The following is a 19831-nucleotide window of genomic DNA, read 5'->3' on the forward strand; positions in this document are numbered from 1 at the left end:
TTGTCGCCGGTCGGCTTGGACGAAGCCGTGCTTGAAGATGTGGCACTTGACGATGAAGAAGGGCTTTGTTGCGCTGCACTCGGTGACGGTGAGGCCGCGCTGCTGGAGGTCGTGGTCTCCGCTGGTTTAGCGGTGGTGCTGCTAGCAGCGGTTGAGCTCGCAGAGCCCTTTCCACGCCGCCGCGACCGACTGTTTTTGGCACCACTCTGAGCAGGTGTCGTTGAGCTCGGCGGTGTGGTCGGCGTGCTGGGCTCAGTCGCGTCGGTCGTGGAAGCTGCTTTGTCGGTCGCTTTAGTGACGCCTTGGGAGGCATCGGCGGACGTCGGTTGTACATCGTCCTGATCGTTTACTTGTTTGCTCATGTGTCGCTAGCCCTTAGTAAGTTCCTTGATCGACATCGGCACCCTGTGGGTCGCAGGTCTCCAACGCCGCTATCAATGCAGCTGGCGTAGCTCCGGACGCCACCTTGAGGTCACGAAAACCCAGTATGCCAGCCAGTGTAGCCAAACGGCGACTGGAAACGATTAGCGGTTGGTTCAAGGCCGCCTGATTACACCATTTTGCCAGATGTTCCAGCAGTTCGCTGCTGGTGACGATCAACGCCCGATAATTACCTGAAGAAAGACGCGTTTGCAGAGCAGGTGCAAGGGGGTGATAGGTGCGGCGATACACCGCCACGCGAGTCACCTTTGCCCCCCGCTCGGCAAGCGATTCCGCGAGCAGTGAACGGCCACCCTCGCCGGCCACCAGCAGAATACGCTGGTGCGCTAACCGCTGCAGTGAGGCAAGCGCAAGCAGTGCTTCGCTGGTATCTTCGCCGACACTGGTCGATGGCACATGCACGCGGACACCCAACTGATCATAGAGCGTCGCCGCGGTGGCGCTGCCAACGCTGTAGTAATCGATACCCATCGGTAGTTGTGGCCAGTAGCGATCCAGCGCTTCGCTTAAACATATCGCCGCAAAGGGGCTGATGACGATTATCTTATGGTACTGATCTATATCCAGCCAGATTTGTCGCATATCGGGATTTTCTGGCAAGGCTTCGAGTTGCATCACATTAAGTGATTCAACGCTCTCGCCCCGTTCGCGAAGCGCAGCAGCGAGCGCTTCACCGCGCTCGCCGGGGCGGCAGATCAATACCGGTTGGCTCATATGGCGCGGCCGTAAACCTCAGCCAGAATATCGCCGGCGCCCTGATCAAGCAGCTCTTCGGCAATCCGGATGCCCAGCGCTTCCGGCTCATGCATCGAACCACGCCCTTCGGCACGTAATACTTCAGTCCCTTCAGGATTGCCGACTAAGCCGCGTAGCCAAAGAGTTTCATTGGCGGTGTCCAGTACCGCGTGGCCTGCAATGGGTACCTGGCAGCCGCCCTCTAAACGCGTGTTCATGGCTCTTTCGGCACGCACGCGTGTCGCGGTATCTGCGTCATCCAGCGGGGCCAGCAAGGCAATCAGTTCAGGATCATGCAGGCGGCACTCAATGCCTAAGGCGCCCTGGCCGCAGGCGGGTAAGCACACTTCCGGCGGCAGTGCCTGGGCAATCCGCTCATCCAAGCCCAACCGCTTAAGGCCAGAGGTCGCCAGGATGATGGCGTCGAATTCCCCCGCGTCTAATTTGCCTAGTCGCGTTTGCACGTTGCCGCGCAGATTAAGAATTTGCAGGTCGGGGCGGGCTTCACGCATCTGCAGCCCACGGCGCAGACTGGCAGTGCCAATCCGTGCCCCTTCGGGAAGCTCATCAATGCTAGAGTAGTGGTTGGATACAAACGCATCGGTAGGGTCGGCGCCCTCTAGAATGACCGATAGCCCCAATCCTTCGGGGAAGTGCATGGGGACATCTTTCATTGAGTGGACGGCAATATCGGCGCGGCCATCGAGCATGGCGTCTTCCAACTCTTTAACGAACAACCCTTTACCGCCAATTTTAGAAAGCGGCGTATCGAGAATTTTGTCGCCCTTGGTAGACAGTGCCACAAGCTCGACCTCAAGGCCGTCGTGGGCCGCCATTAAGCGGTCGCGAACGTACTCAGCCTGCCACATGGCCAATTGGCTTTTACGCGTGGCAATGCGCAGTTTGGTGATTGATAGCACGTTATTCTCCCTATACCGCAGACACGGCGAGTCAAGCTATGATAAGTGTCATCATAAAGCACCGAACGCCACAGTAAAAATAACGGAACTCATTATGCTCCCGTCACGTGTTTTATTCGCTCTCTAGGAAACCCTATGTCCTTAGTGTTACCCCACGGCCAGCTTGACCAGTTTTTCCTGCTTTCACGGGATCTGTTCTGCTGTATCGACTTTGAAGGCACGCTGTTGCAAGTCAATCCAGCCTTCGAAACGCTGCTGGGGTATTCGTCCGAAAAATTGATCGGGCGTGCCTGTGGCGTCGTTATAGACCCCCTTGATCATTCCGTGATCGAGGGGGCGTTACAGCGACTGCATCAAGGCGGAAAAATCGCCCCCTTCGAGGTGCGCGCTGTCTCCGCCACCGGCAAGAAGCACTGGCTGGAAGTCACTGCTTCATTTGGGGAGGGCGTGATTTACGTGATCGCCCGGGTCATTACGCGGCGTAAGGCAGCCGATGAGCAACTGCAGCGCAACCAACGGCTGTTTAAAATTGCCGGTGAAACCGCGCTGATTGGTGGTTGGTTTGTCGACATGGTGGACGGCAAGTTTATCTGGTCGGATGAGCTTAGCCAGATTCACGGTATGCCCACTGGCTTTCAGCCCAGCGTTGAGGAGGCGTTTTCCTTCTATGCACCTGAGTCACGAGAACGCCTGATGGCGGCATTCAATGCTTGCTGTGAGGACGGCATTAGTTTTGATGATGAGTTTGAGGTGATTACCCGCCAAGGTGAGCATCTTTGGGTGCGGGCCATTGGTAAAGCGGTGCGTGATGACGAGGGCCGCATTATTCAGGTACAGGGGGCGTCCCAGGATATTACCGAGCAAAAGCAGCTGCGCGAAAACCTTTCCCAGCTTGCGCACCGGCTCACCATTACGCTGGATAGCATCACCGACAGTTTTTTTACTCTAGACACGGAGTGGCGTTTTACTTACGTGAACAGGGAAGCTGAACGTATTTTGAAGCGCCGTGAAGGTGAACTGATAGGCCAATATATTTGGCAGACGTTTCCTGACGCCATGGGCAGCAGGTTTCAAAAAGAGTATCAGCGTGCTGCGAGCCAGCAGGAAGCGGTACATTTTGAAGCGTTCAATCCGCGTCTCAATAGTTGGCTTGAGGTGCACGCATATCCGTCATCCGAAGGGCTTACGGTCTATTTCCGTGATATTAACGAGCGTAAAGCGACCGAGCATCAGCTAAAACTGCTTGAGCGTAGCGTTGAGTCAAGTACTAACGGGGTAGTGATTGTCGATGCCCAGCGCAGCGCCCTGCCTATGGTCTACGTTAACGCTGCCTTCGAGCGCATTACCGGCTACTCGCGCAGCCAGGCGCTGGGACGCAACTGTCGTTTTCTGCAGGGTGAAGAGACCGACCCCGCCACTATCAAGCAGCTAAAGTCAGGAATTGCCGAGCAGCGTGAAGTGCACGTGGTGATCCGTAACTATCGGCGCGATGGTACGGTTTTTTGGAATGATCTGTACATTTCACCCGTTCTCGATGAGAACGGCCAGGTGACCCACTTTATTGGCGTCCAGAACGATATATCGGAGCAGCGCGAATATCAGGCCCAGCTCGCCCACAACGCCCACCATGATGCGCTGACGGGGCTGCCCAATCGCCTGCTGCTAGGTCAGCGTTTGGAAGAGGGGTGCGTGGTGGCGCGCCGCTATCAGCGCTACATAGCCGTGCTGTTTATTGACCTGGACGACTTCAAACCGATCAACGATACCCTGGGTCATGAAGTGGGCGACTTTATTTTAGTCGAGGTCGCCAAGCGGCTGGAAAATGAACTGCGCCCCTGGGACACCGTGGCGCGCTTTGGTAGCGATGAGTTCGTTGTGCTGCTGCCGGATCTGGCCCACCAAGATGACGTGATACAAGTGGTCGAACGAGTGCTTCAGGGCCTTTCGCCCCCTTACTGGTACCGCGGCAGTGAGCTGCGCATCACCGCCAGTATCGGCATTGCCATCAATGACGGCCGTATGAAAAACCCCCACCAGCTTATCCAGCAGGCGGATTTGGCCATGTATAAAGCCAAACGGCGCGGGCGTAATACCTACCACTGGTATACCGAAGACTTGAATCGCAAGGTGAGCGAACGGGTCAGCTTACGCAGCGCGCTACAGCAAGCCATTGAGCAGCAGCAGTTTGAGCTTCATTACCAGCCGCAGATTCATGCGCCAAGCGGTCGCGTGGTGGGGGTTGAGGCGCTGATCCGCTGGCAGCACCCTGAGCGCGGCAATATTCCGCCCTCTGATTTTATCAGCCTTGCCGAGGATACTGGTCAGATCATTCCCATCAGCGAGTGGGTGTTGGCTACCGCCTGTCGCGATGCCCATCAGCTCAATAGCCTGGGGTTGGGCGAGATCACCATGGCGGTCAATATCTCGCCGATGCAGTTTCAACGTCCCGGGTTCCTCGCCTCCATTGAGCAGGTGCTGGCGAGCAGCGGCCTAACGCCAGCGTTGTTAGAGTTAGAGCTTACCGAAGGGGTGCTGATGGATAGCGCCGAGCAAGCCATCCAGGCGTTAAAGAACTTGCGAGCGCTGGGAGTTCAGATTGCTTTAGACGATTTTGGCACCGGCTTCTCAAGCCTAAGCTATTTAAAGCGCCTGCCGATTAACCGCATCAAGATTGACCGCTCCTTTGTGCGTGATGTGATCTTTGACCGCCACGATGCCGCCATTATCGATGGCGTGGTCGCCATGGCGGGGAAAATGGGTTTGGAGGTATTGGTCGAAGGCGTAGAGACGGTAGAGCAGTTTGGCTATCTTCAACAGCGTCACTGTGACTACTATCAGGGCTACTACTTTGCTCGCCCAATGCCTCTCAATGCCTTGTGCGAATTGCTGCACAAACCACCTGCGGTCATAACGTCATGCTCTTAGCCTCCGCAGAAATAAAAACGGCGTGCCGCTGACCGGGGCGACTCTGGTACACTTTCTGCTAACGACTCCATTGTTTTGTCAGCAGGATATATCTTCGATGAGCCAAGCCACGAATCAGTCTTGGGGCGGTCGCTTTAGCGAGCCCACCGATGCCTTTGTTGCACGCTTCACCGCGTCGGTTAATTTCGACCAGCGTCTGGCCCCCCAGGACATCCAGGGTTCTATTGCCCACGCCACCATGCTTGCTCGGGTAGGCGTGCTTACCGATGATGAGCGCGATGCGATTATTAACGGCCTGAACGAGATACAGGGCGAAATCGAGCGCGGCGAATTTAACTGGTCGGTGCCGCTGGAAGATGTGCATATGAACATCGAAGCGCGGCTGACCGAAAAGATCGGCATTACCGGTAAAAAGCTCCACACCGGGCGTTCACGTAACGATCAGGTGGCCACCGATATCCGCCTGTTTATGCGCGATGAGATCGACGTTATCGAAGTGGAGCTGAAACGTCTGCGCGAAGGCATGATCGAGCTGGCTGACCGTGAAGCCGAGACCATTATGCCCGGCTTTACCCATCTGCAAACCGCCCAGCCGGTCACCTTTGGTCATCATATTCTGGCTTGGCAAGAGATGCTGGCTCGCGATCACGAACGCCTGCTGGACTGCCGTAAGCGCGTCAACATCATGCCGCTGGGTGCCGCGGCGCTCGCTGGCACTACCTATCCCATCGACCGCCACGTCACCGCAGAGCTGTTAGGCTTTGACCGCCCCACGGAGAACTCCCTGGACGCCGTCTCGGATCGTGACTTCGCTATTGAATTCACCAGCTTTGCCAGCATCCTATTGATGCACCTGTCGCGCATGAGCGAAGAGCTGGTGCTGTGGACCAGCGCCCAGTTCAACTTTATCGACCTGCCCGATCGTTTCTGCACCGGCTCATCCATCATGCCGCAGAAGAAAAACCCCGACGTGCCGGAACTGGTGCGCGGCAAAACCGGTCGTGTTTATGGCCACCTGATGTCGCTGTTAACGCTGATGAAATCGCAGCCGTTGGCCTACAACAAAGACAATCAGGAAGATAAAGAGCCGCTGTTCGATGCCGTGGACACCGTGCGCGACTGCCTGAAAGCCTTCGCCGATATGGTGCCTGCTATTGAGCCCAAAAAAGCCAGCATGTATGAAGCAGCACGGCGTGGTTTCTCTACCGCCACGGATTTGGCCGACTATCTGGTGCGCAAAGGCGTGGCCTTCCGCGATGCCCACGAAATTGTCGGCCAGTCGGTGGCGTATGGCCTGAAAAGCGAAAAAGACCTGTCTGAAATGAGCCTGGAAGAGCTCCAGCAGTTCTCCGCTACCATCGAGCAGGATGTGTTCGAGGTATTGACTCTGGAAGGCTCGGTCGCCGCCCGTAACCATATTGGTGGCACGGCTCCCAACCAAGTGCGGGCGGCCGCCCAGCGGGCGCGTGAGGCGTTGGCCGCGCTCAAGGCGGGCGCATGAAAACGCTGGCAATCATCGCTCTTGCGGCGCTGCTGTTAACCGCAGTTACTGCCTGTGGGCAAAAGGGGCCGCTTTATCTGCCGGAAGATGCACCCGCCGATGAGCAGCCGTCTGAATAGACAGGCGTAGGAGAAGGGGAGAGCCTCATGGATTATTTTAATTACCGCGATGGCGTGCTGTACGCCGAAGATGTGCCGCTGTCACGGATTGCCGACGAGTACGGCACGCCCTGCTACGTCTACTCGAAAGCGACCTTTGAGCGCCACTTTCGCGCCTACACGGAAGCGCTGGGCGGCCACCCGCACTTGATTTGTTACGCGGTGAAGGCCAACTCCAATCTGGCCGTGCTGGGCCTGTTGGCCAAACTGGGTGCGGGGTTCGATATCGTTTCCATCGGCGAGCTTGAGCGGGTGCTGAAGGCGGGGGGCGACCCGGTGAAGGTGGTCTTTTCCGGGGTCGCCAAGCAGCCCCATGAAATGGCCCGTGCGCTGGAAGTGGGCATTAAGTGCTTTAACGTTGAGTCGCGCCCTGAGCTCGAGCGCTTGAATCGCGTCGCTGGCGAGCTGGGTAAAGTGGCACCGGTCTCGTTGCGGGTTAATCCGGACGTGGATGCGGGTACTCATCCGTATATCTCCACCGGTTTGAAGGATAACAAGTTTGGTATTCCGGTGGATGAAGCGCTGGCTGTTTATGAGCTGGCCGCAAGCCTGCCCAATGTGCAAGTGAAGGGGCTCGACTGCCACATCGGTTCCCAGCTTACTGAAACGGCGCCGTTTTTGGATGCCCTTGAACGCTTGTTGGTACTCATGGAGCGGCTGCGCGAGCGAGGCATCGAAATCGAGCACCTCGATTTAGGCGGTGGTTTAGGCGTGCCATATCGTGACGAAAAGCCGCCCCAGCCGTTCGATTACGCCAGCCAACTGCTGGCGCGGCTTTCGCGCTGGGAAGGTGGCGAAGCGCTTACGCTGCTGTTCGAGCCAGGCCGTTCGATAGCCGCCAATGCGGGCGTTATGCTCACTCGGGTGGAGTTCTTAAAGCCCGGAGAGACCAAAAACTTTGCCATTGTCGATGCGGCCATGAACGACCTGATTCGTCCGGCGCTGTACCAGGCCTGGCAGGCGATTGTGCCGGTGGATACCCGCCAATCCCGGGAGAGTGCCTTCTACGACGTGGTGGGCCCCGTTTGCGAAACCGGTGACTTTCTGGGCAAAGAGCGCGAGCTGGCCATTGCCGAAGGTGATCTGCTGGCGGTGCGCTCGGCGGGAGCCTATGGGTTTGTCATGGCCTCGAACTACAACAGCCGCCCTCGTGCCGCCGAGCTAATGGTCGATGGCGACAACTGCCACGTGGTACGCGCACGGGAAACCGTCGCCAGCCTGTGGGCGGGCGAAGCGCTGCTGCCCGAAGGGGGGCGCTGATGCTGTTGCACTTCACCAAAATGCATGGCCTGGGCAATGACTTTGTCATGGTGGATCTGGTCACTCAGCGCGCACGGCTGGACGAAGCTCAAATCCGCGCACTGGCAGACCGTCGTTTCGGTATTGGCTTTGACCAGCTGTTAGTGGTCGAGCCTCCCCGCGATCCGGAGATGGATTTTCGCTACCGCATTTACAATGCCGATGGCAGTGAAGTGGAGAACTGCGGCAATGGCGCGCGCTGTTTTGCCCGCTTCGTGCGCGATCAGCGGCTAACCCATAAGCATGAAATTCATGTGGAAACCGCCGGTGGCCCCTTGGTGCTAACCGTTCAGCACGACGGCATGGTGCGGGTGGATATGGGCCGGCCACGGTTTAGTCCTCTGGCGCTGCCGTTCGATGCCCCTGGGGATCAACCCCTGCATCAGCTCGAAGTGGGGGATGAAACGCTGCAGATTGGCGTGGTCTCCATGGGCAATCCCCATGCGGTGCTGCAGGTCGATAGCGTGGACGACGCCCCGGTCGAACGCCTTGGGCCACTGGTAGAGGCGCATCCTCGTTTCCCTAAGCGTGTTAACGTGGGCTTTATGCAGGTACTCTCGCCCAGTGAAATTCGCTTGCGCGTGTATGAGCGCGGCAGCGGTGAAACGCTGGCCTGCGGTACCGGTGCCTGCGCCGCAGTGGCCAGCGGCATTCGCCAGGGGCTGCTGAAAAGCCCGGTAAAAGTCCATTTACCCGGTGGAGAACTCAGCATTGAGTGGCCTGACCCAGAAGGGGCGCTAACGATGGTGGGGCCAGCGACACGCGTCTTTGATGGCCGCGTAGCACTTAATTAATTCGAGGAGAACGGCGATGTCACAAGCCCCCGAACCCCGCAAAACGCTCGAGCCTGATCAAGTGGCGTTCTGGCTGGCGCGCCATCCCGATTTTTTTGTCGGCCGTGAAGGGTTGCTTCAGCAACTGCAGGTGCCTCACCCTCATATCGACGGGGCGGTATCGCTGCTAGAGCGCCTGGTGCTGGATCTGCGTAAGCGTGCGGAAACCGCCGAGGGTCGCCTGGAACACCTGCTGGAGACCGCTCGCCATAACGAGTCCCAGTACCGTCGACTGCGGGAAACGTTGATAGCGCTGGTGGAAGCGCCAGACCGCGATGCGCTGGCGCAAGCGTTGGCCACCCAACTGAGCGAGCGCTTTGAGACCCCCGCCATGGCGCTATGGTGCCCCTCCGCCTTAAGCGATAGTGAACCGACGCCGCCCCAGGCGCCGCGGCACGTGCTTGATCAGCATGCCAGCGCGCGGCTGTCGGCGCTGCTGGATGGCCGCACCAGCCGCTGCGTAAAACTGAGTGTCAGCGACTGGAAGTGCCTGTTGCCCCATGTCAAAGCACCCCGCAAAGCGGGCTCCTGTGCGATTTCACGGCTCTCCGCGGGTGACCCCTTGGGCTATTTACTGCTGGCCAGCCCCAGCCCTGACGCTTACCGCGCCAGTATGGACACGCTGTTCACCGAGTACTTGGGCGATATCGTCGCGCGCTTGCTGGTGCGACTGGGCGACCATGGTGGATGAGACACCCCTGGTTGAAACGCCGATAACCGAGCGCGTTGGGGCCTTTCTGGCAACGCTGGCGTCCCATGCCAGTCCGGCCACTGTCGAGGCGTATCGGCACGATCTGGCCGCGCTGTGTGCCTTCACCGAACGTCGCGCAGTGACGGATCCAGCGGCGTTAGATACCGCGCTGCTGCGGGCGTTTTTAGGTTCAGAACGCAGCAGGGGCTTGGCACCTAGAAGCCTGGCTCGGCGACGGGCGGCACTCTCTCGCTTTGCCGATTACTTGGTCAAGCAGGGCGTACTGGTGGATAACCCGGTGGGACTACTGCGTACGCCAAAGCAGCCCAGCCACCTGCCGCGCCCAGTGGATGTCGATGCTCTGGCGCGCTTTCTCGATACCCCCCACGACGGCTCGCCGCTGGGCGTGCGGGATCAAGCCATTCTTGAGCTGTTTTACTCCAGCGGTCTGCGCTTGGCGGAGTTGGCGGCGCTCGATTTGGGCGATTTGCAAAACAGCCGGGTCAGGGTAATGGGCAAAGGCGGCAAACCCCGCCAGGTGCCGGTAGGGCGCCGCGCCCAGCAGGCGCTGGCCGAATGGCTCGGGTGTCGCTCCGTGCTGGCACCTATGTCTGAGCAGGCGCTGTTTGTGGGCCAGCGCGGGCAGCGGTTAGGCCACCGCGCCATTCAAAAGCGGTTAGCGCAGCTGTCGGTTGCCCGTGGCTTGCCCGAACACCTTCATCCCCACCGTTTGCGCCACTCCTTTGCCAGCCACCTGTTGGAATCAAGCCAGGATCTGCGCGCCGTGCAAGAGCTTCTGGGGCACGCCAATCTGTCGACCACGCAAATTTACACCCGGCTTGACTGGCAGCATCTGGCCACCAGTTACGATGCCGCACACCCCCGGGCCAAGCGAGGCCCCAACGATCCCACGAATAGCCCCAGGAGCAAGCCATGACGATGCTACAGGCGATTACCTTCGATCTCGACGATACGCTGTGGGATAACCATGGAGTGATGGCGCGCACCGAAGAAGGGCACTACCGCTGGCTACTGGAGGCGGTGGATACATGGCGGGCAGCGCGCCAGGAAGCTACCCTGGGGCTATCCTATGAAGAGGGCGGGCTGGATTATCTTCAGCGTCGTCAACAGTTGGCCAAAGAGGTGCCGGAGCGTCGCGGGGATTTCACCTGGCTGCGTTTGCGTGCTCTGGAGGCCCAGTTAGAAGAGGCAGGTTTGCACCGTAGCGCTGCGTTGATGTGGGCATCCGCGGCGATGAATGAGTTCCACCGCCTGCGCGTGCAGGTTACGCCTCACCCGGAAGCGGCCGGTTTGCTGGCTGCCCTGGCGGAACGCTATCAGTTGGCGGCGATCACCAACGGCAATATTCATCTTAAACGTCAGCCGCTGGCAGCCTACTTTCCGGTCGCCATTGCCGCGGGCGAGATATTGGCGCCCAAACCTGATCCTACGCCGTTCCTCACCGCACTGTCGCGACTAAACGTGGCCCCCGAGTGCGCCATGCACGTGGGTGATTCGTGGCTGGAGGATGTGCTGCCCGCCCAGCAGTTGGGCATGCATGCAGTATGGATTTCTCAAACAGAGGATCAACCACTCCCGCCACGGGTGCATCGCATAGCCCATATTAAACAATTGCCCAGTGTGCTTGAGAAGTTATAAATCAGCGGAGCGATAGCGACATCATTCAGGTGGCGTATACAGCCACTGGTTGAGCTTCTGGGATAGCGTATCTACGCCGTCGCGCTTGAGTGAAGAGAACAGCTGAACAGAGACGAGGTCTTCCCACTCTTTTAACCGTGAGCGCACTTTCTGCAAGGCAGCACTGGCCGGGCCTCGCTTCAGTTTGTCGGCTTTGGTGAGCAAAATATGTACCGGCATACCGCGCTGGTCGGCATAGTCGAGCATCATTTGGTCGAACTCGGTGAGCGGGTGGCGCACGTCCATTAGCAGTACTAAGCCGCGCAGGCTAAAACGGTTGCGTAAGTACTCGGCTAGATGCTTTTGCCACTCCAGTTTGACCGCCTCCGGAACCTTGGCGTAGCCGTAGCCAGGGAGATCGACCAAGCGCCGCGCCTCGTCATTCATCACGCTGAAAAAGTTGATCAGTTGGGTGCGCCCCGGCGTTCGCGAGGTACGTGCTAACGCATTTTGTTGCGTTAATGCATTGATAGCACTTGATTTGCCCGCGTTTGAACGCCCGGCAAAGGCGACTTCGGCGCCGGTGTCGTCCGGGCACAGGGCCAGGGTTGGGGCGCTAATAAGGAAACTTGCCGTCGGGTAGTTCAGCCGAGGGACTGGGCTATCATGGGGGGTAGTCATGGGGTTAATCCTGAAAAACGAACATAAAAGCGGCCTACTCTGCGCACTATCAACTCATTATCGCCTCACCATCAGGTAAAGTAGAACGCATAATCGCGACTAATGATAAAGAAGTGAGAGCGGTACCGCGACGAATTACCCCTAAAGCAGGTAAGTACTTGCATTCCCGCCGCTGGGGTGATTCGTTATAATGCAAGCGGTTTATATCTGCGACCTGGGGCGCTAGTGTACCATCGCGATACGTTGTAGGTATTAGCGAAGGTTGGTATTGGCGGAGCTAACCCTGGTAACTTGTGAAACCTGGGAAGCGCCCAGGGTGCGTACCAGTCAAACATAAAACGGCATAGTGGAATAGCAATGAGAAAGTTACTGGCAAGCCTAGCAATTACCATGGGCGCCGTTGGCATCGCCCACGCTCAAACGGACTACCAGGCCGATGCAGACGCATCCGCCGGCCAGGAAATGGCCCAAACCTGCGCCGCCTGCCATGGGCAGCAGGGTATTAGCCCGTCGGGCGCTTTCCCTAACCTGGCGGGTCAGCAGATGTCTTATCTGGCCAAACAGATTATGGATATCCGCGACGGCAACCGCATGGTTCCCCAAATGGCGGGTCAAGTGGATGATTTCTCCGATCAAGACGCCTGGGATGTTGCGGCACACTTTGCGCGCCAGAATGCCAACCTGGGGCAAACCAGCGACGAGGACGCTGAGTTGCTGGCCCGCGGTGAAGAGCTTTACCGCGCTGGCGATATGTCCAAGGGTATCCCCGCCTGTTCAGCCTGCCATACGCCGACGGGTGTCGGTATCGGCAGCGCCGTTTACCCCGGCCTGTCTGGGCAGCACGCTCAGTACACGGTCTCAACGCTGCAGGCATTCGCATCAGGCGATCGTAACAATAGCCCCAATAACATCATGGGCGACATCGCTTCAAAAATGAGCGACAACGATATGGAAGCCGTGGCTAATTACGTGCTGGGTTTGAACTAAGGTTGTCAGTAAGCGCGTTTCAAACCAGAAATCGATAGCCTAAACACTTCCTTATGCCGTTTGCGGGCCCTCAGTTGGCAACGTTCGCCAACTGAGGGAACCCGCTGGCGTATCAACGGTCTCACTCCTCGCTTACCCACGGAGAAACTTACACGATGTCTAATATGTTTAAAACGCTAATGGTTGCAGTGGCAGGTTTGGGGCTTTCTGCGGCGGTAAGTGCCCAGGAAGTGGTGGAAGGCCAGCACTATGAGCTGCTTGAATCGCCGGTAGAGACCCAGGTTGACGACGGGCAAATTGAAGTCACTGAAATATTCTGGTTTGGCTGCCCGCACTGCTATCGTCTGCAAACGCCGATTAACGAGTGGTACGAGACGCTGGACGATGATGTGAGTGTCGTCAAGATGCCTGCCACCATGGGCGGTGATTGGAATACCCACGCTACAGCGTTTTACGCGGCGGAGTCGCTGGGCATCGAAGATGAACTCCATGCCGACTTCTTTAACGCCATCCATCAGGAAAATCAATCGCTCACCGAGCCCGATGACATCGCTGCTTTCTTCGCCAACTATGGTGTCAGTGAAGAAGAAGCCAAGCAGGCGCTGACCGACTTTGGTGTGCGCAGTGAAGTAAATGATGCCAATAATCGTATGCGCAAAATGAAGTTAATGGGCGTGCCGGCCATTGTGATTGATGGTCGCTATCTGGTAACGCCGAGCTCTGCCGGCAGTCTGGACAACATGCCGAAAATCGCTGAGGCGTTGGTAGAGCAGGTGCGTGAAGAGCGCGCAGAATAACCGTGTTGCGCGAAGCCAGAGAGCGTGATGAAGCAGCCATAAACGGCCCACGCTCGACGCTGTTTGAAGATGGACACTTGCGTTTGCTGACCTTTAATTTGCAAGTGGGTATCCAGACATCGGCGTACCATCACTATCTCACGCGCAGTTGGCAGCACCTTCTGCCTCATCCGCGTCGCCAGAAGCGGCTGGATGTAATGGGGGAGGTGCTGAGCAAGTATGACGTGGTCGGTCTTCAAGAGGTCGATGGCGGTAGTTTTCGCTCAAGCCGCGTCAACCAAGTCGAGTACCTCGCTGCCAAAGCGGGGTTTCCCCATCACGTTCAGCAGCTCAACCGTAATCTGGGCCGTATTGCTCAGCACAGTAACGGTTTACTCTCGCGGCTGGTACCCAGCCAAGTAGAAGAGCACCGTTTGCCTGGGGTGATGCCTGGCCGCGGTGCGATTCATGCACGCTTTGGCGAAGGGCCGGATGCACTGCACATATTCGTTGCTCACTTGGCGCTTAGCCATCGTGGTCGGGTGCGTCAGCTCAATTATTTAAGCGAGATTATCCAACCGCTGCGCCATGTTGTGGTGATGGGAGATCTCAACTGTACCCCTGACCAACTGCATGCTCATGAGCGTTTTAGTGCGTCGCTACCGCTGCATCCGGTTAAACCTCTGTTAAGTTACCCCTCCTGGCAGCCGCGCCACGCGCTGGATCATATCCTGTTGTCGCAGTCGTTAGAGGCCGCTGAGGTGCGAGTGCTGGATCACCTATTCTCTGACCACCTGCCGATCGCTGTCGATCTGCCCTTGCCAGAGGCCTGTTTAGCGGCAATTCGCCCAAGCGTTTAATAATAAGCACTCCGTGCAGCGCGAGGGCGCTGCATTGTGCGCGTATATGCGCTATTGTCTGGAGCGCTGACTCCCCTTAGCCGTTTTACGCGAGACACTCCCATGTCGGACACAACACAACTACCTGCGTTTATTGGTGCGCTGGACCGCGCTTCAGAGTGGTTCGGGCGTTCCCTTGCGTGGCTGATCATCATAATGATGTTGATTCAGTTCGCGATTGTACTGCTGCGTTACGCCTTCAGTGTGAACAGCATCTTTATGCAAGAGCTCGTAATGTATATGCACGCGACTGTCTTTATGCTCGCTGCCGCCTATACCTTTCGCCACGACGGCCACGTGCGGGTGGATATCTTCTATCGAGGGATGACTCCGCGCCGTCAAGCATTAATCAACGTCGTGGGCATTATTACCCTATTGATTCCAGTGATGATCTTTATCATCGCTTCCAGCCTGGGTTACGTGGCCAACTCATGGCGCATTCTGGAAACCTCCTCCGATTACGGCGGTATTCCGGCAGTCTACGCACTGAAAACCTTAATACCGCTGTTTGCCGTGCTAATGATCGTGCAAGGCGTGATTGAGATTGTGCGCAATGGCTATGTGATGGCCGGGCGGATAGTGCCGTCTGCTGCCGGTGGCAACCATCTTGAGGAGCGTGTTTGATGCTGGAATTCATGCCGATTATTTTATTTGCCGTTATATGCATAGTGCTGATGTTCGGCTTTCCCGTGGCGCTCTCGCTGGCGGGCACGGCGCTGCTGTTTGCCGGTATGGGGCTGGGTCTGGAAGCCATTGGCATCGACGCCAACTTTGATAGTGGCTATCTTGCCGCCTTACCCAACCGGCTTTACGGCATTATGACCAACCAAACGCTGTTGGCGGTGCCACTGTTTGTTTTAATGGGTGTGTTGCTGGAAAAATCCAAAGTGGCCGAGACGCTGCTGGACGCTATGGCGTTACTGTTTGGCGCAATGCGTGGTGGTTTGGGTATTTCGGTGACTCTGGTGGGCATGCTAATGGCGGCCTCTACCGGCATCGTCGGGGCCACCGTGGTCACCATGGGGCTGATGTCGCTTCCCACCATGCTAAAGCGTGGCTACAGCACCTCGTTGGCAACAGGCACTATTTGCGCCACCGGCACGCTGGGCCAGATTATTCCGCCCTCCATTGCCCTGGTACTGCTCGGTGACGTGCTGTCATCGGCGTATCAGCAAGCGCAGCTGGATATGGGGATCTTCAGCCCTAAAACCGTCTCCGTAGGCGATCTGTTTATGGGCGCGCTGGTGCCTGGGTTGCTGCTGGTCGTGATGTATATGATTTACGTGGCCCTGGTGGCCTGGCTGCGCCCGCACATGGCGCCTGCTGCCGACCGTGAAGAGCTGATGGCCGAACTGGGCCATACCTCGGGGATTGGTATGCTGCTGCTCAAAGGGCTAGTACCGCCCGTAGTGCTGATTGTGGCGGTACTGGGCTCGATCCTAAGCGGTTTTGCCACCCCCACAGAGGCCTCTGCGGTGGGCGCCTTCGGCGCTCTAGTGCTGGCATTGGCCTATCGTCAGCTTGACTGGGCGACCCTGAAAGACGTATTGCGTTCGACTACCCACGTCACCACCATGGTGTTTCTGATCCTGATCGGTGCGGCGCTGTTTTCGCTGGTGTTTCGTGCCTACGGCGGCGAGCATATGGTGACTGAATTGTTCGAGGCAATGCCTGGTGGGGTGGTCGGCGCGACGATTATCGTTATGCTGGTGATCTTCCTGCTCGGCTTTATTCTCGACTTTATCGAAATCACCTTTGTGGTAGTGCCGATTGTCGGGCCGATTCTGCTCGCCATGGGGCTTGATCCGATTTGGCTGGGCATCATGATCGCGATAAACCTGCAAACGTCATTCTTAACGCCGCCGTTTGGCTTCGCGCTGTTCTACTTGCGCGGTGTGGCGCCGCCGTCGGTCTCTACGTCAGCTATTTACCGCGGTGTTATCCCGTTTATCCTCATGCAGCTAGGAATGTTGCTCATGCTGAGCTTCTTCCCGCAGCTGGCAACGTGGCTTCCCGACCAGTTTTAACGAACGGGGCGTTAGTTGAAAAACATCTCAGCTATCAACGGATATATGTGGCAATCTAATTAAAAAGCAGTTAGCAGCCGTTAAGGGCCTGCCGTAAACCGCCTAGTGTTCTACGCTAGGCGGAGTATTCCCTACTCAATAATAGTAATAATAGAAAGTAAGAGGGTTCTTGTATGAAAGCCAAAACGCTCCCCGTCGCCATCGCCATGACGACCGCACTCTCCGCCAGCTTGCTGGTGGTTTCTAGCTTCGATAACCAAGCCCAGGCCCAAGAGGAAGAGTTCCGTTGGAAAATGGTCACCTCCTGGCCGAAGAATTTCCCAGGTGTTGGTCAAGGCCCTGAGCGCCTATCGCAGTTGGTCGATGAAATGTCGAATGGCCGTCTGACCATCGAAGTCTTCGGTGCCGGTCAGTTAGTACCCGGATTCGAGGTGTTTGATGCCGTTTCTGACGGCACTGCTGAGCTGGGTCACTCTGCCTCCTACTACTGGAAGGGCAAGGCCCCTGCTGCACAGTTCTTTGCCGCCGTGCCGTTTGGTATGAACGCCCAAGAGATGAACGCCTGGCTAAGCTATGGCGGTGGTATGGAGCTGTGGAACGAGCTCTACGATGACTTCGGCGTTGACGTAATGGTCGCGGGTGCCTCAGGCGTGCAGATGGGCGGCTGGTACAACAAAGAGATCAACTCCGTTGACGATTTGAACGGCCTGAAAATGCGTATGCCCGGCTTGGGTGGCGAAGTAATGAGCCGCATGGGGGTGGCGATTGTCAATATGCCGGGCGGCGAGATCTTTACCTCGCTGCAGTCGGGAGCGATTGACGCAACAGAGTGGATTGGTCCCTATAACGACCTGGCATTTGGTCTGCATCAAGCCGCCGACTATTACTACTATCCAGGCTGGCATGAGCCCACGGTAATGTTCGAGGCGATTGTTAACGAAGAGGCTTACGCGGAGCTGCCCGCGGATCTACAGGCGATCCTGCGCAGTGCTATTAGCGACATCAACCAAAGCGTCCTGGATGAGTACACCGCGCGTAACAACGATGCGCTGGAAACCCTGGTCAACGAGCATGATGTTGAGCTACGCCGCATTCCTGACGATGTACTCGCTCAAGCCCGCGAGCATTCGGCTGATGTGGTTGCAGAGTTGGCGGAATCGAGCGAGCTGGCCACGCGTATCTATGACTCTTATCAAGCGTTCCAGGAAAAAGTCGAGGATTACCACGCCATTTCCGAGCAGGCGTACTACAACGCCCGCAACCCGGAAGGCGACACCGCTCAATAGTCTGCCGTGCTCACGCACACGAACGCAATGGCCGCCTTCGGGCGGCTTTTGTGTGGCTGGCAGGTACGTTTCGGCAGCATAAGGCGCCCAGCTTGGGTATCCTAGAGGCACAGTGGCGTTTGTTGCCGATTTTGCCGTGAAGGAGCCCCATGTCTACCCATTCCCATCTTCGCAATGTGCTTACCATCGCAGGTTCCGACCCTTCCGGTGGTGCTGGTCTACAGGGGGATTTGAAAACCTTTTCAGCCCTCGGCGTTTACGGCACCAACGTGATTACCGCGGTGATTGCCCAAAACACCTGCGGCGTGGCCTCGGTGTACCCTGTCGCTCCCCAGGCCATTCGCGAGCAGTTGGAACACCTGCTGGATGATGTGGCGATAGATGCGGTCAAAATTGGCATGGTGGCAAGCCGCGAGGTCGCCGAGGTTATCGCGGACGTATTGCGTCAGCGCCGTCCACGCTGGATTGTCCTCGACCCAGTGATGGTCGCTAAGAGCAGCGATATTCTGGTCGACGATGAAGGCATTCGCGCCGTACGCGATGTGCTCGTGCCCTTGGCCGATGTGATAACCCCCAATCTGCCAGAAGCCGCGGTACTGCTCGACATGCCCTCGCCCACCAGTTTAGACGCCATGGAAGCAATGCTGCCGGGGTTAACGCAATTGGGCGCGCCCTATGTGGTGCTGAAAGGCGGTCATTTGCGTGGGGCGACCTGCCCGGATTTGCTGGCAACCCCCAATGGCCATGAATGGTTGCCTGCCTCGCGTATCGATACCGACAATTTACACGGTACCGGCTGTGCGCTCTCTTCGGCGATTGCTGCCTGCCTGGCGAAGCTACCCGTGGATGCCGGTACGGATGCCCCGGTCGCCGCCATCAGCGATGCCAAGCAGTGGCTGCACGCGGCGTTAGAAGCGAGCGTACGCTTAAGCGTGGGTAAAGGCCGTGGCCCGGTGCACCATTTTCACGCTTGGTGGTGATGGGTGTACCGCTTTGAGGCATTTGGGCAATCGGTAACTTGCGAGAAAGCGCATTGCACACCATGCTAAGGAGTGTTTGCTTAACGGCTTATAAGGCTGGGTTGCTCAGCCGAGGAGCGTTTCGCCATGCCTCGTACGATCTTGTTTGCCACCGATCTTTCTGCTGACAACCGCGCTGCGTTTGCACGAGCTTTACGACTGGCCTATGCCCGAGGTGTTCAGCTAGATGTGCTGCACGTACTGGATCCCTATCTACCCCGGCGTGTGCTGCGCGATGTCGAGAGTGCGGTGGTGGAAGACATTACCGCCATGTTGACAGATCTGCGCGAAGACTATGCCCTGGAAGCGCCGAAAACGCTGATCCAGACCGTGACCGGCTCGCCTCACGTTGAAATCGTCCGCGAAGCCCATGAGCGCAACGCCGAGCTGATTGTACTGGGTATGCACCGCAAACGGGGGCAAAAAGATCTGCTGTCGGGCACCACTGCCATGCGCGTGTTGCGCAGCGCGCCTTGCCCGGTGGTGGTCTCTTCTCACCAGCCCACCCAGCCCTGGCAGCATATTCTGGTACCTATCGATTTTTCGCTGACGGCGCGGCATACCTTGAAAGAGGCATTGATCCTCTTTCCTGAAGCGACGCTTACCCTGCTGCATGCCTGGACACTGCCCGGTGAACGTGAACTGGGTTCACAGGCTTATTACGCCCACTGGCGGGAGCATGAGGTGCTTCGACTGCGCGAGCAGTTGAATAACGAAATTGATAGCCTGATGGGAGAGCTTGCAGGTGTTCCCGATGTTGAGTTGGTGCTAGAGCAAGGCGCGCCCTGCGACGTACTGCAGGCGTATATGAAGCGCCACTCGCCGGATCTGGTGATGATCGGCAGTCGTGGGCAGCCCCATCACACCAGCCAGCTAACCGAGATGCTGCTATGTGAACCGCACTGCGATCTAATGCTCTGCCGCGCCTGGTAAACAGCGAAATTCAATAACAGTATTGTGCTGGCAATAATAAATGTTGTACGGAACCTTTATTTACCGTATCGGTATGTATAGA

At 57.4% G+C, this 19831-nt stretch carries 20 protein-coding genes; 17 read left to right on the plus strand and 3 right to left on the minus strand.

Features of this window, described 5'->3' with window-relative positions:
- Positions 1 to 210 (plus strand): hypothetical protein (locus tag JI62_RS10570; RefSeq protein WP_170938534.1); only part of this gene is annotated, 210 nt, incomplete at its 5' end.
- A 165-nt stretch (positions 211 to 375) separates the two neighbouring features.
- On the opposite strand, the gene JI62_RS10575 is transcribed toward JI62_RS10570, so the two are convergent.
- Together JI62_RS10575 and hemC are read right to left on the minus strand one after the other, a co-directional pair.
- Positions 376 to 1155, minus strand: coding sequence for a uroporphyrinogen-III synthase (locus tag JI62_RS10575; protein ID WP_088700120.1), 780 nt, complete (start codon positions 1153 to 1155; stop codon positions 376 to 378).
- Positions 1152 to 2096 carry a hydroxymethylbilane synthase gene (hemC, locus tag JI62_RS10580; RefSeq protein WP_088700121.1) on the minus strand — a complete coding sequence of 315 codons (945 nt, stop codon included), beginning with the start codon at positions 2094 to 2096 and terminating at the stop codon, positions 1152 to 1154. The genes JI62_RS10575 and hemC overlap by 4 nt, the downstream gene beginning before the upstream one ends.
- Before the next feature lie 135 nt (positions 2097 to 2231).
- On the opposite strand from hemC, the gene JI62_RS10585 reads away from it, so the two are divergent.
- The 8 genes from JI62_RS10585 (at position 2232) to JI62_RS10620 (ending at position 11162) form a co-directional block, all read left to right on the plus strand.
- Positions 2232 to 5021 carry a bifunctional diguanylate cyclase/phosphodiesterase gene (locus JI62_RS10585; protein WP_240513213.1) on the plus strand — a complete coding sequence of 930 codons (2790 nt, stop codon included), beginning with the start codon at positions 2232 to 2234 and terminating at the stop codon, positions 5019 to 5021.
- 97 nt (positions 5022 to 5118) lie between these two features.
- Entirely contained in the window at positions 5119 to 6522 is a 1404-nt protein-coding gene (argH, locus tag JI62_RS10590; protein WP_088700122.1) for an argininosuccinate lyase, read from the plus strand.
- Positions 6519 to 6641: an LPS translocon maturation chaperone LptM gene (lptM, locus tag JI62_RS10595; RefSeq protein ID WP_088700123.1), complete on the plus strand. Its 123-nt coding sequence runs from the start codon at positions 6519 to 6521 to the stop codon at positions 6639 to 6641. The genes argH and lptM overlap by 4 nt, the downstream gene beginning before the upstream one ends.
- Positions 6642 to 6668: 27 nt before the next feature.
- Positions 6669 to 7940, plus strand: a complete 1272-nt coding sequence (lysA, locus tag JI62_RS10600; protein ID WP_088700124.1) for a diaminopimelate decarboxylase — start codon at positions 6669 to 6671, stop codon at positions 7938 to 7940.
- The gene (dapF, locus tag JI62_RS10605; RefSeq protein WP_088700125.1) at positions 7940 to 8773 is read left to right on the plus strand and encodes a diaminopimelate epimerase; all 834 of its coding nucleotides are present in this window, start codon (positions 7940 to 7942) and stop codon (positions 8771 to 8773) included. Before lysA ends, dapF begins: the two co-directional genes overlap by 1 nt.
- A gap of 16 nt (positions 8774 to 8789) precedes the next feature.
- A complete protein-coding gene (locus tag JI62_RS10610) occupies positions 8790 to 9503 on the plus strand; it encodes a DUF484 family protein (RefSeq protein ID WP_088700126.1) in 714 nt (237 codons plus the stop codon).
- Positions 9496 to 10440 carry a tyrosine recombinase XerC gene (locus tag JI62_RS10615; RefSeq protein WP_240513215.1) on the plus strand — a complete coding sequence of 315 codons (945 nt, stop codon included), beginning with the start codon at positions 9496 to 9498 and terminating at the stop codon, positions 10438 to 10440. Before JI62_RS10610 ends, JI62_RS10615 begins: the two co-directional genes overlap by 8 nt.
- Positions 10437 to 11162 carry an HAD family hydrolase gene (locus JI62_RS10620; RefSeq protein WP_088700128.1) on the plus strand — a complete coding sequence of 242 codons (726 nt, stop codon included), beginning with the start codon at positions 10437 to 10439 and terminating at the stop codon, positions 11160 to 11162. Before JI62_RS10615 ends, JI62_RS10620 begins: the two co-directional genes overlap by 4 nt.
- 21 nt (positions 11163 to 11183) lie before the next feature.
- On the opposite strand, the gene yihA is transcribed toward JI62_RS10620, so the two are convergent.
- Complete coding sequence (gene yihA, locus JI62_RS10625; protein WP_088700129.1) at positions 11184 to 11822, minus strand: ribosome biogenesis GTP-binding protein YihA/YsxC; 639 nt, start codon at positions 11820 to 11822, stop codon at positions 11184 to 11186.
- A gap of 357 nt (positions 11823 to 12179) precedes the next feature.
- On the opposite strand from yihA, the gene JI62_RS10630 reads away from it, so the two are divergent.
- From JI62_RS10630 to JI62_RS10665, 8 genes are all read left to right on the plus strand, one after another.
- Positions 12180 to 12809, plus strand: coding sequence for a c-type cytochrome (locus JI62_RS10630; protein ID WP_088700130.1), 630 nt, complete (start codon positions 12180 to 12182; stop codon positions 12807 to 12809).
- Between the two features lie 164 nt (positions 12810 to 12973).
- Positions 12974 to 13606 (plus strand): thiol:disulfide interchange protein DsbA/DsbL, encoded by a 633-nt coding sequence (locus JI62_RS10635; protein ID WP_088700239.1) that lies wholly within the window; start codon positions 12974 to 12976, stop codon positions 13604 to 13606.
- Positions 13607 to 13611: 5 nt separating this feature from the next.
- Positions 13612 to 14445, plus strand: a complete 834-nt coding sequence (locus tag JI62_RS10640) for an endonuclease/exonuclease/phosphatase family protein (protein WP_430750721.1) — start codon at positions 13612 to 13614, stop codon at positions 14443 to 14445.
- A gap of 102 nt (positions 14446 to 14547) precedes the next feature.
- Positions 14548 to 15108, plus strand: a complete 561-nt coding sequence (locus tag JI62_RS10645; RefSeq protein WP_088700131.1) for a TRAP transporter small permease subunit — start codon at positions 14548 to 14550, stop codon at positions 15106 to 15108.
- Positions 15108 to 16511, plus strand: a complete 1404-nt coding sequence (locus JI62_RS10650; RefSeq protein ID WP_064235725.1) for a TRAP transporter large permease — start codon at positions 15108 to 15110, stop codon at positions 16509 to 16511. Before JI62_RS10645 ends, JI62_RS10650 begins: the two co-directional genes overlap by 1 nt.
- Before the next feature lie 173 nt (positions 16512 to 16684).
- Positions 16685 to 17797 carry a TRAP transporter substrate-binding protein gene (locus JI62_RS10655; RefSeq protein WP_088700132.1) on the plus strand — a complete coding sequence of 371 codons (1113 nt, stop codon included), beginning with the start codon at positions 16685 to 16687 and terminating at the stop codon, positions 17795 to 17797.
- A gap of 149 nt (positions 17798 to 17946) precedes the next feature.
- Positions 17947 to 18777: a bifunctional hydroxymethylpyrimidine kinase/phosphomethylpyrimidine kinase gene (thiD, locus tag JI62_RS10660; RefSeq protein WP_088700133.1), complete on the plus strand. Its 831-nt coding sequence runs from the start codon at positions 17947 to 17949 to the stop codon at positions 18775 to 18777.
- Between the two features lie 126 nt (positions 18778 to 18903).
- Positions 18904 to 19749: a universal stress protein gene (locus tag JI62_RS10665; protein WP_088700134.1), complete on the plus strand. Its 846-nt coding sequence runs from the start codon at positions 18904 to 18906 to the stop codon at positions 19747 to 19749.
- The last annotated feature ends 82 nt before the right edge of the window (positions 19750 to 19831 follow it).

Origin of the sequence: Halomonas campaniensis (genome assembly GCF_002211105.1) — a bacterium.
GTDB lineage: Bacteria > Pseudomonadota > Gammaproteobacteria > Pseudomonadales > Halomonadaceae > Vreelandella > Vreelandella campaniensis_A.

Bases quoted from the DNA above. Each gene is read 5' to 3' on its own strand.
- argH (WP_088700122.1), top strand. From the start codon at position 5,119: ATGAGCCAAGCCACGAATCAGTCTTGGGGCGGTCGCTTTAGCGAGCCC.
- JI62_RS10585 (WP_240513213.1), top strand. From the start codon at position 2,232: ATGTCCTTAGTGTTACCCCACGGCCAGCTTGACCAGTTTTTCCTGCTT.
- JI62_RS10655 (WP_088700132.1), top strand. From the start codon at position 16,685: ATGAAAGCCAAAACGCTCCCCGTCGCCATCGCCATGACGACCGCACTC.
- thiD (WP_088700133.1), top strand. From the start codon at position 17,947: ATGTCTACCCATTCCCATCTTCGCAATGTGCTTACCATCGCAGGTTCC.
- lptM (WP_088700123.1), top strand. From the start codon at position 6,519: ATGAAAACGCTGGCAATCATCGCTCTTGCGGCGCTGCTGTTAACCGCA.
- JI62_RS10635 (WP_088700239.1), top strand. From the start codon at position 12,974: ATGTTTAAAACGCTAATGGTTGCAGTGGCAGGTTTGGGGCTTTCTGCG.
- JI62_RS10575 (WP_088700120.1), bottom strand. From the start codon at position 1,155: ATGAGCCAACCGGTATTGATCTGCCGCCCCGGCGAGCGCGGTGAAGCG.
- JI62_RS10610 (WP_088700126.1), top strand. From the start codon at position 8,790: ATGTCACAAGCCCCCGAACCCCGCAAAACGCTCGAGCCTGATCAAGTG.
- yihA (WP_088700129.1), bottom strand. From the start codon at position 11,822: ATGACTACCCCCCATGATAGCCCAGTCCCTCGGCTGAACTACCCGACG.
- JI62_RS10630 (WP_088700130.1), top strand. From the start codon at position 12,180: ATGAGAAAGTTACTGGCAAGCCTAGCAATTACCATGGGCGCCGTTGGC.
- dapF (WP_088700125.1), top strand. From the start codon at position 7,940: ATGCTGTTGCACTTCACCAAAATGCATGGCCTGGGCAATGACTTTGTC.
- JI62_RS10620 (WP_088700128.1), top strand. From the start codon at position 10,437: ATGACGATGCTACAGGCGATTACCTTCGATCTCGACGATACGCTGTGG.
- lysA (WP_088700124.1), top strand. From the start codon at position 6,669: ATGGATTATTTTAATTACCGCGATGGCGTGCTGTACGCCGAAGATGTG.
- JI62_RS10650 (WP_064235725.1), top strand. From the start codon at position 15,108: ATGCTGGAATTCATGCCGATTATTTTATTTGCCGTTATATGCATAGTG.
- JI62_RS10665 (WP_088700134.1), top strand. From the start codon at position 18,904: ATGCCTCGTACGATCTTGTTTGCCACCGATCTTTCTGCTGACAACCGC.
- JI62_RS10645 (WP_088700131.1), top strand. From the start codon at position 14,548: ATGTCGGACACAACACAACTACCTGCGTTTATTGGTGCGCTGGACCGC.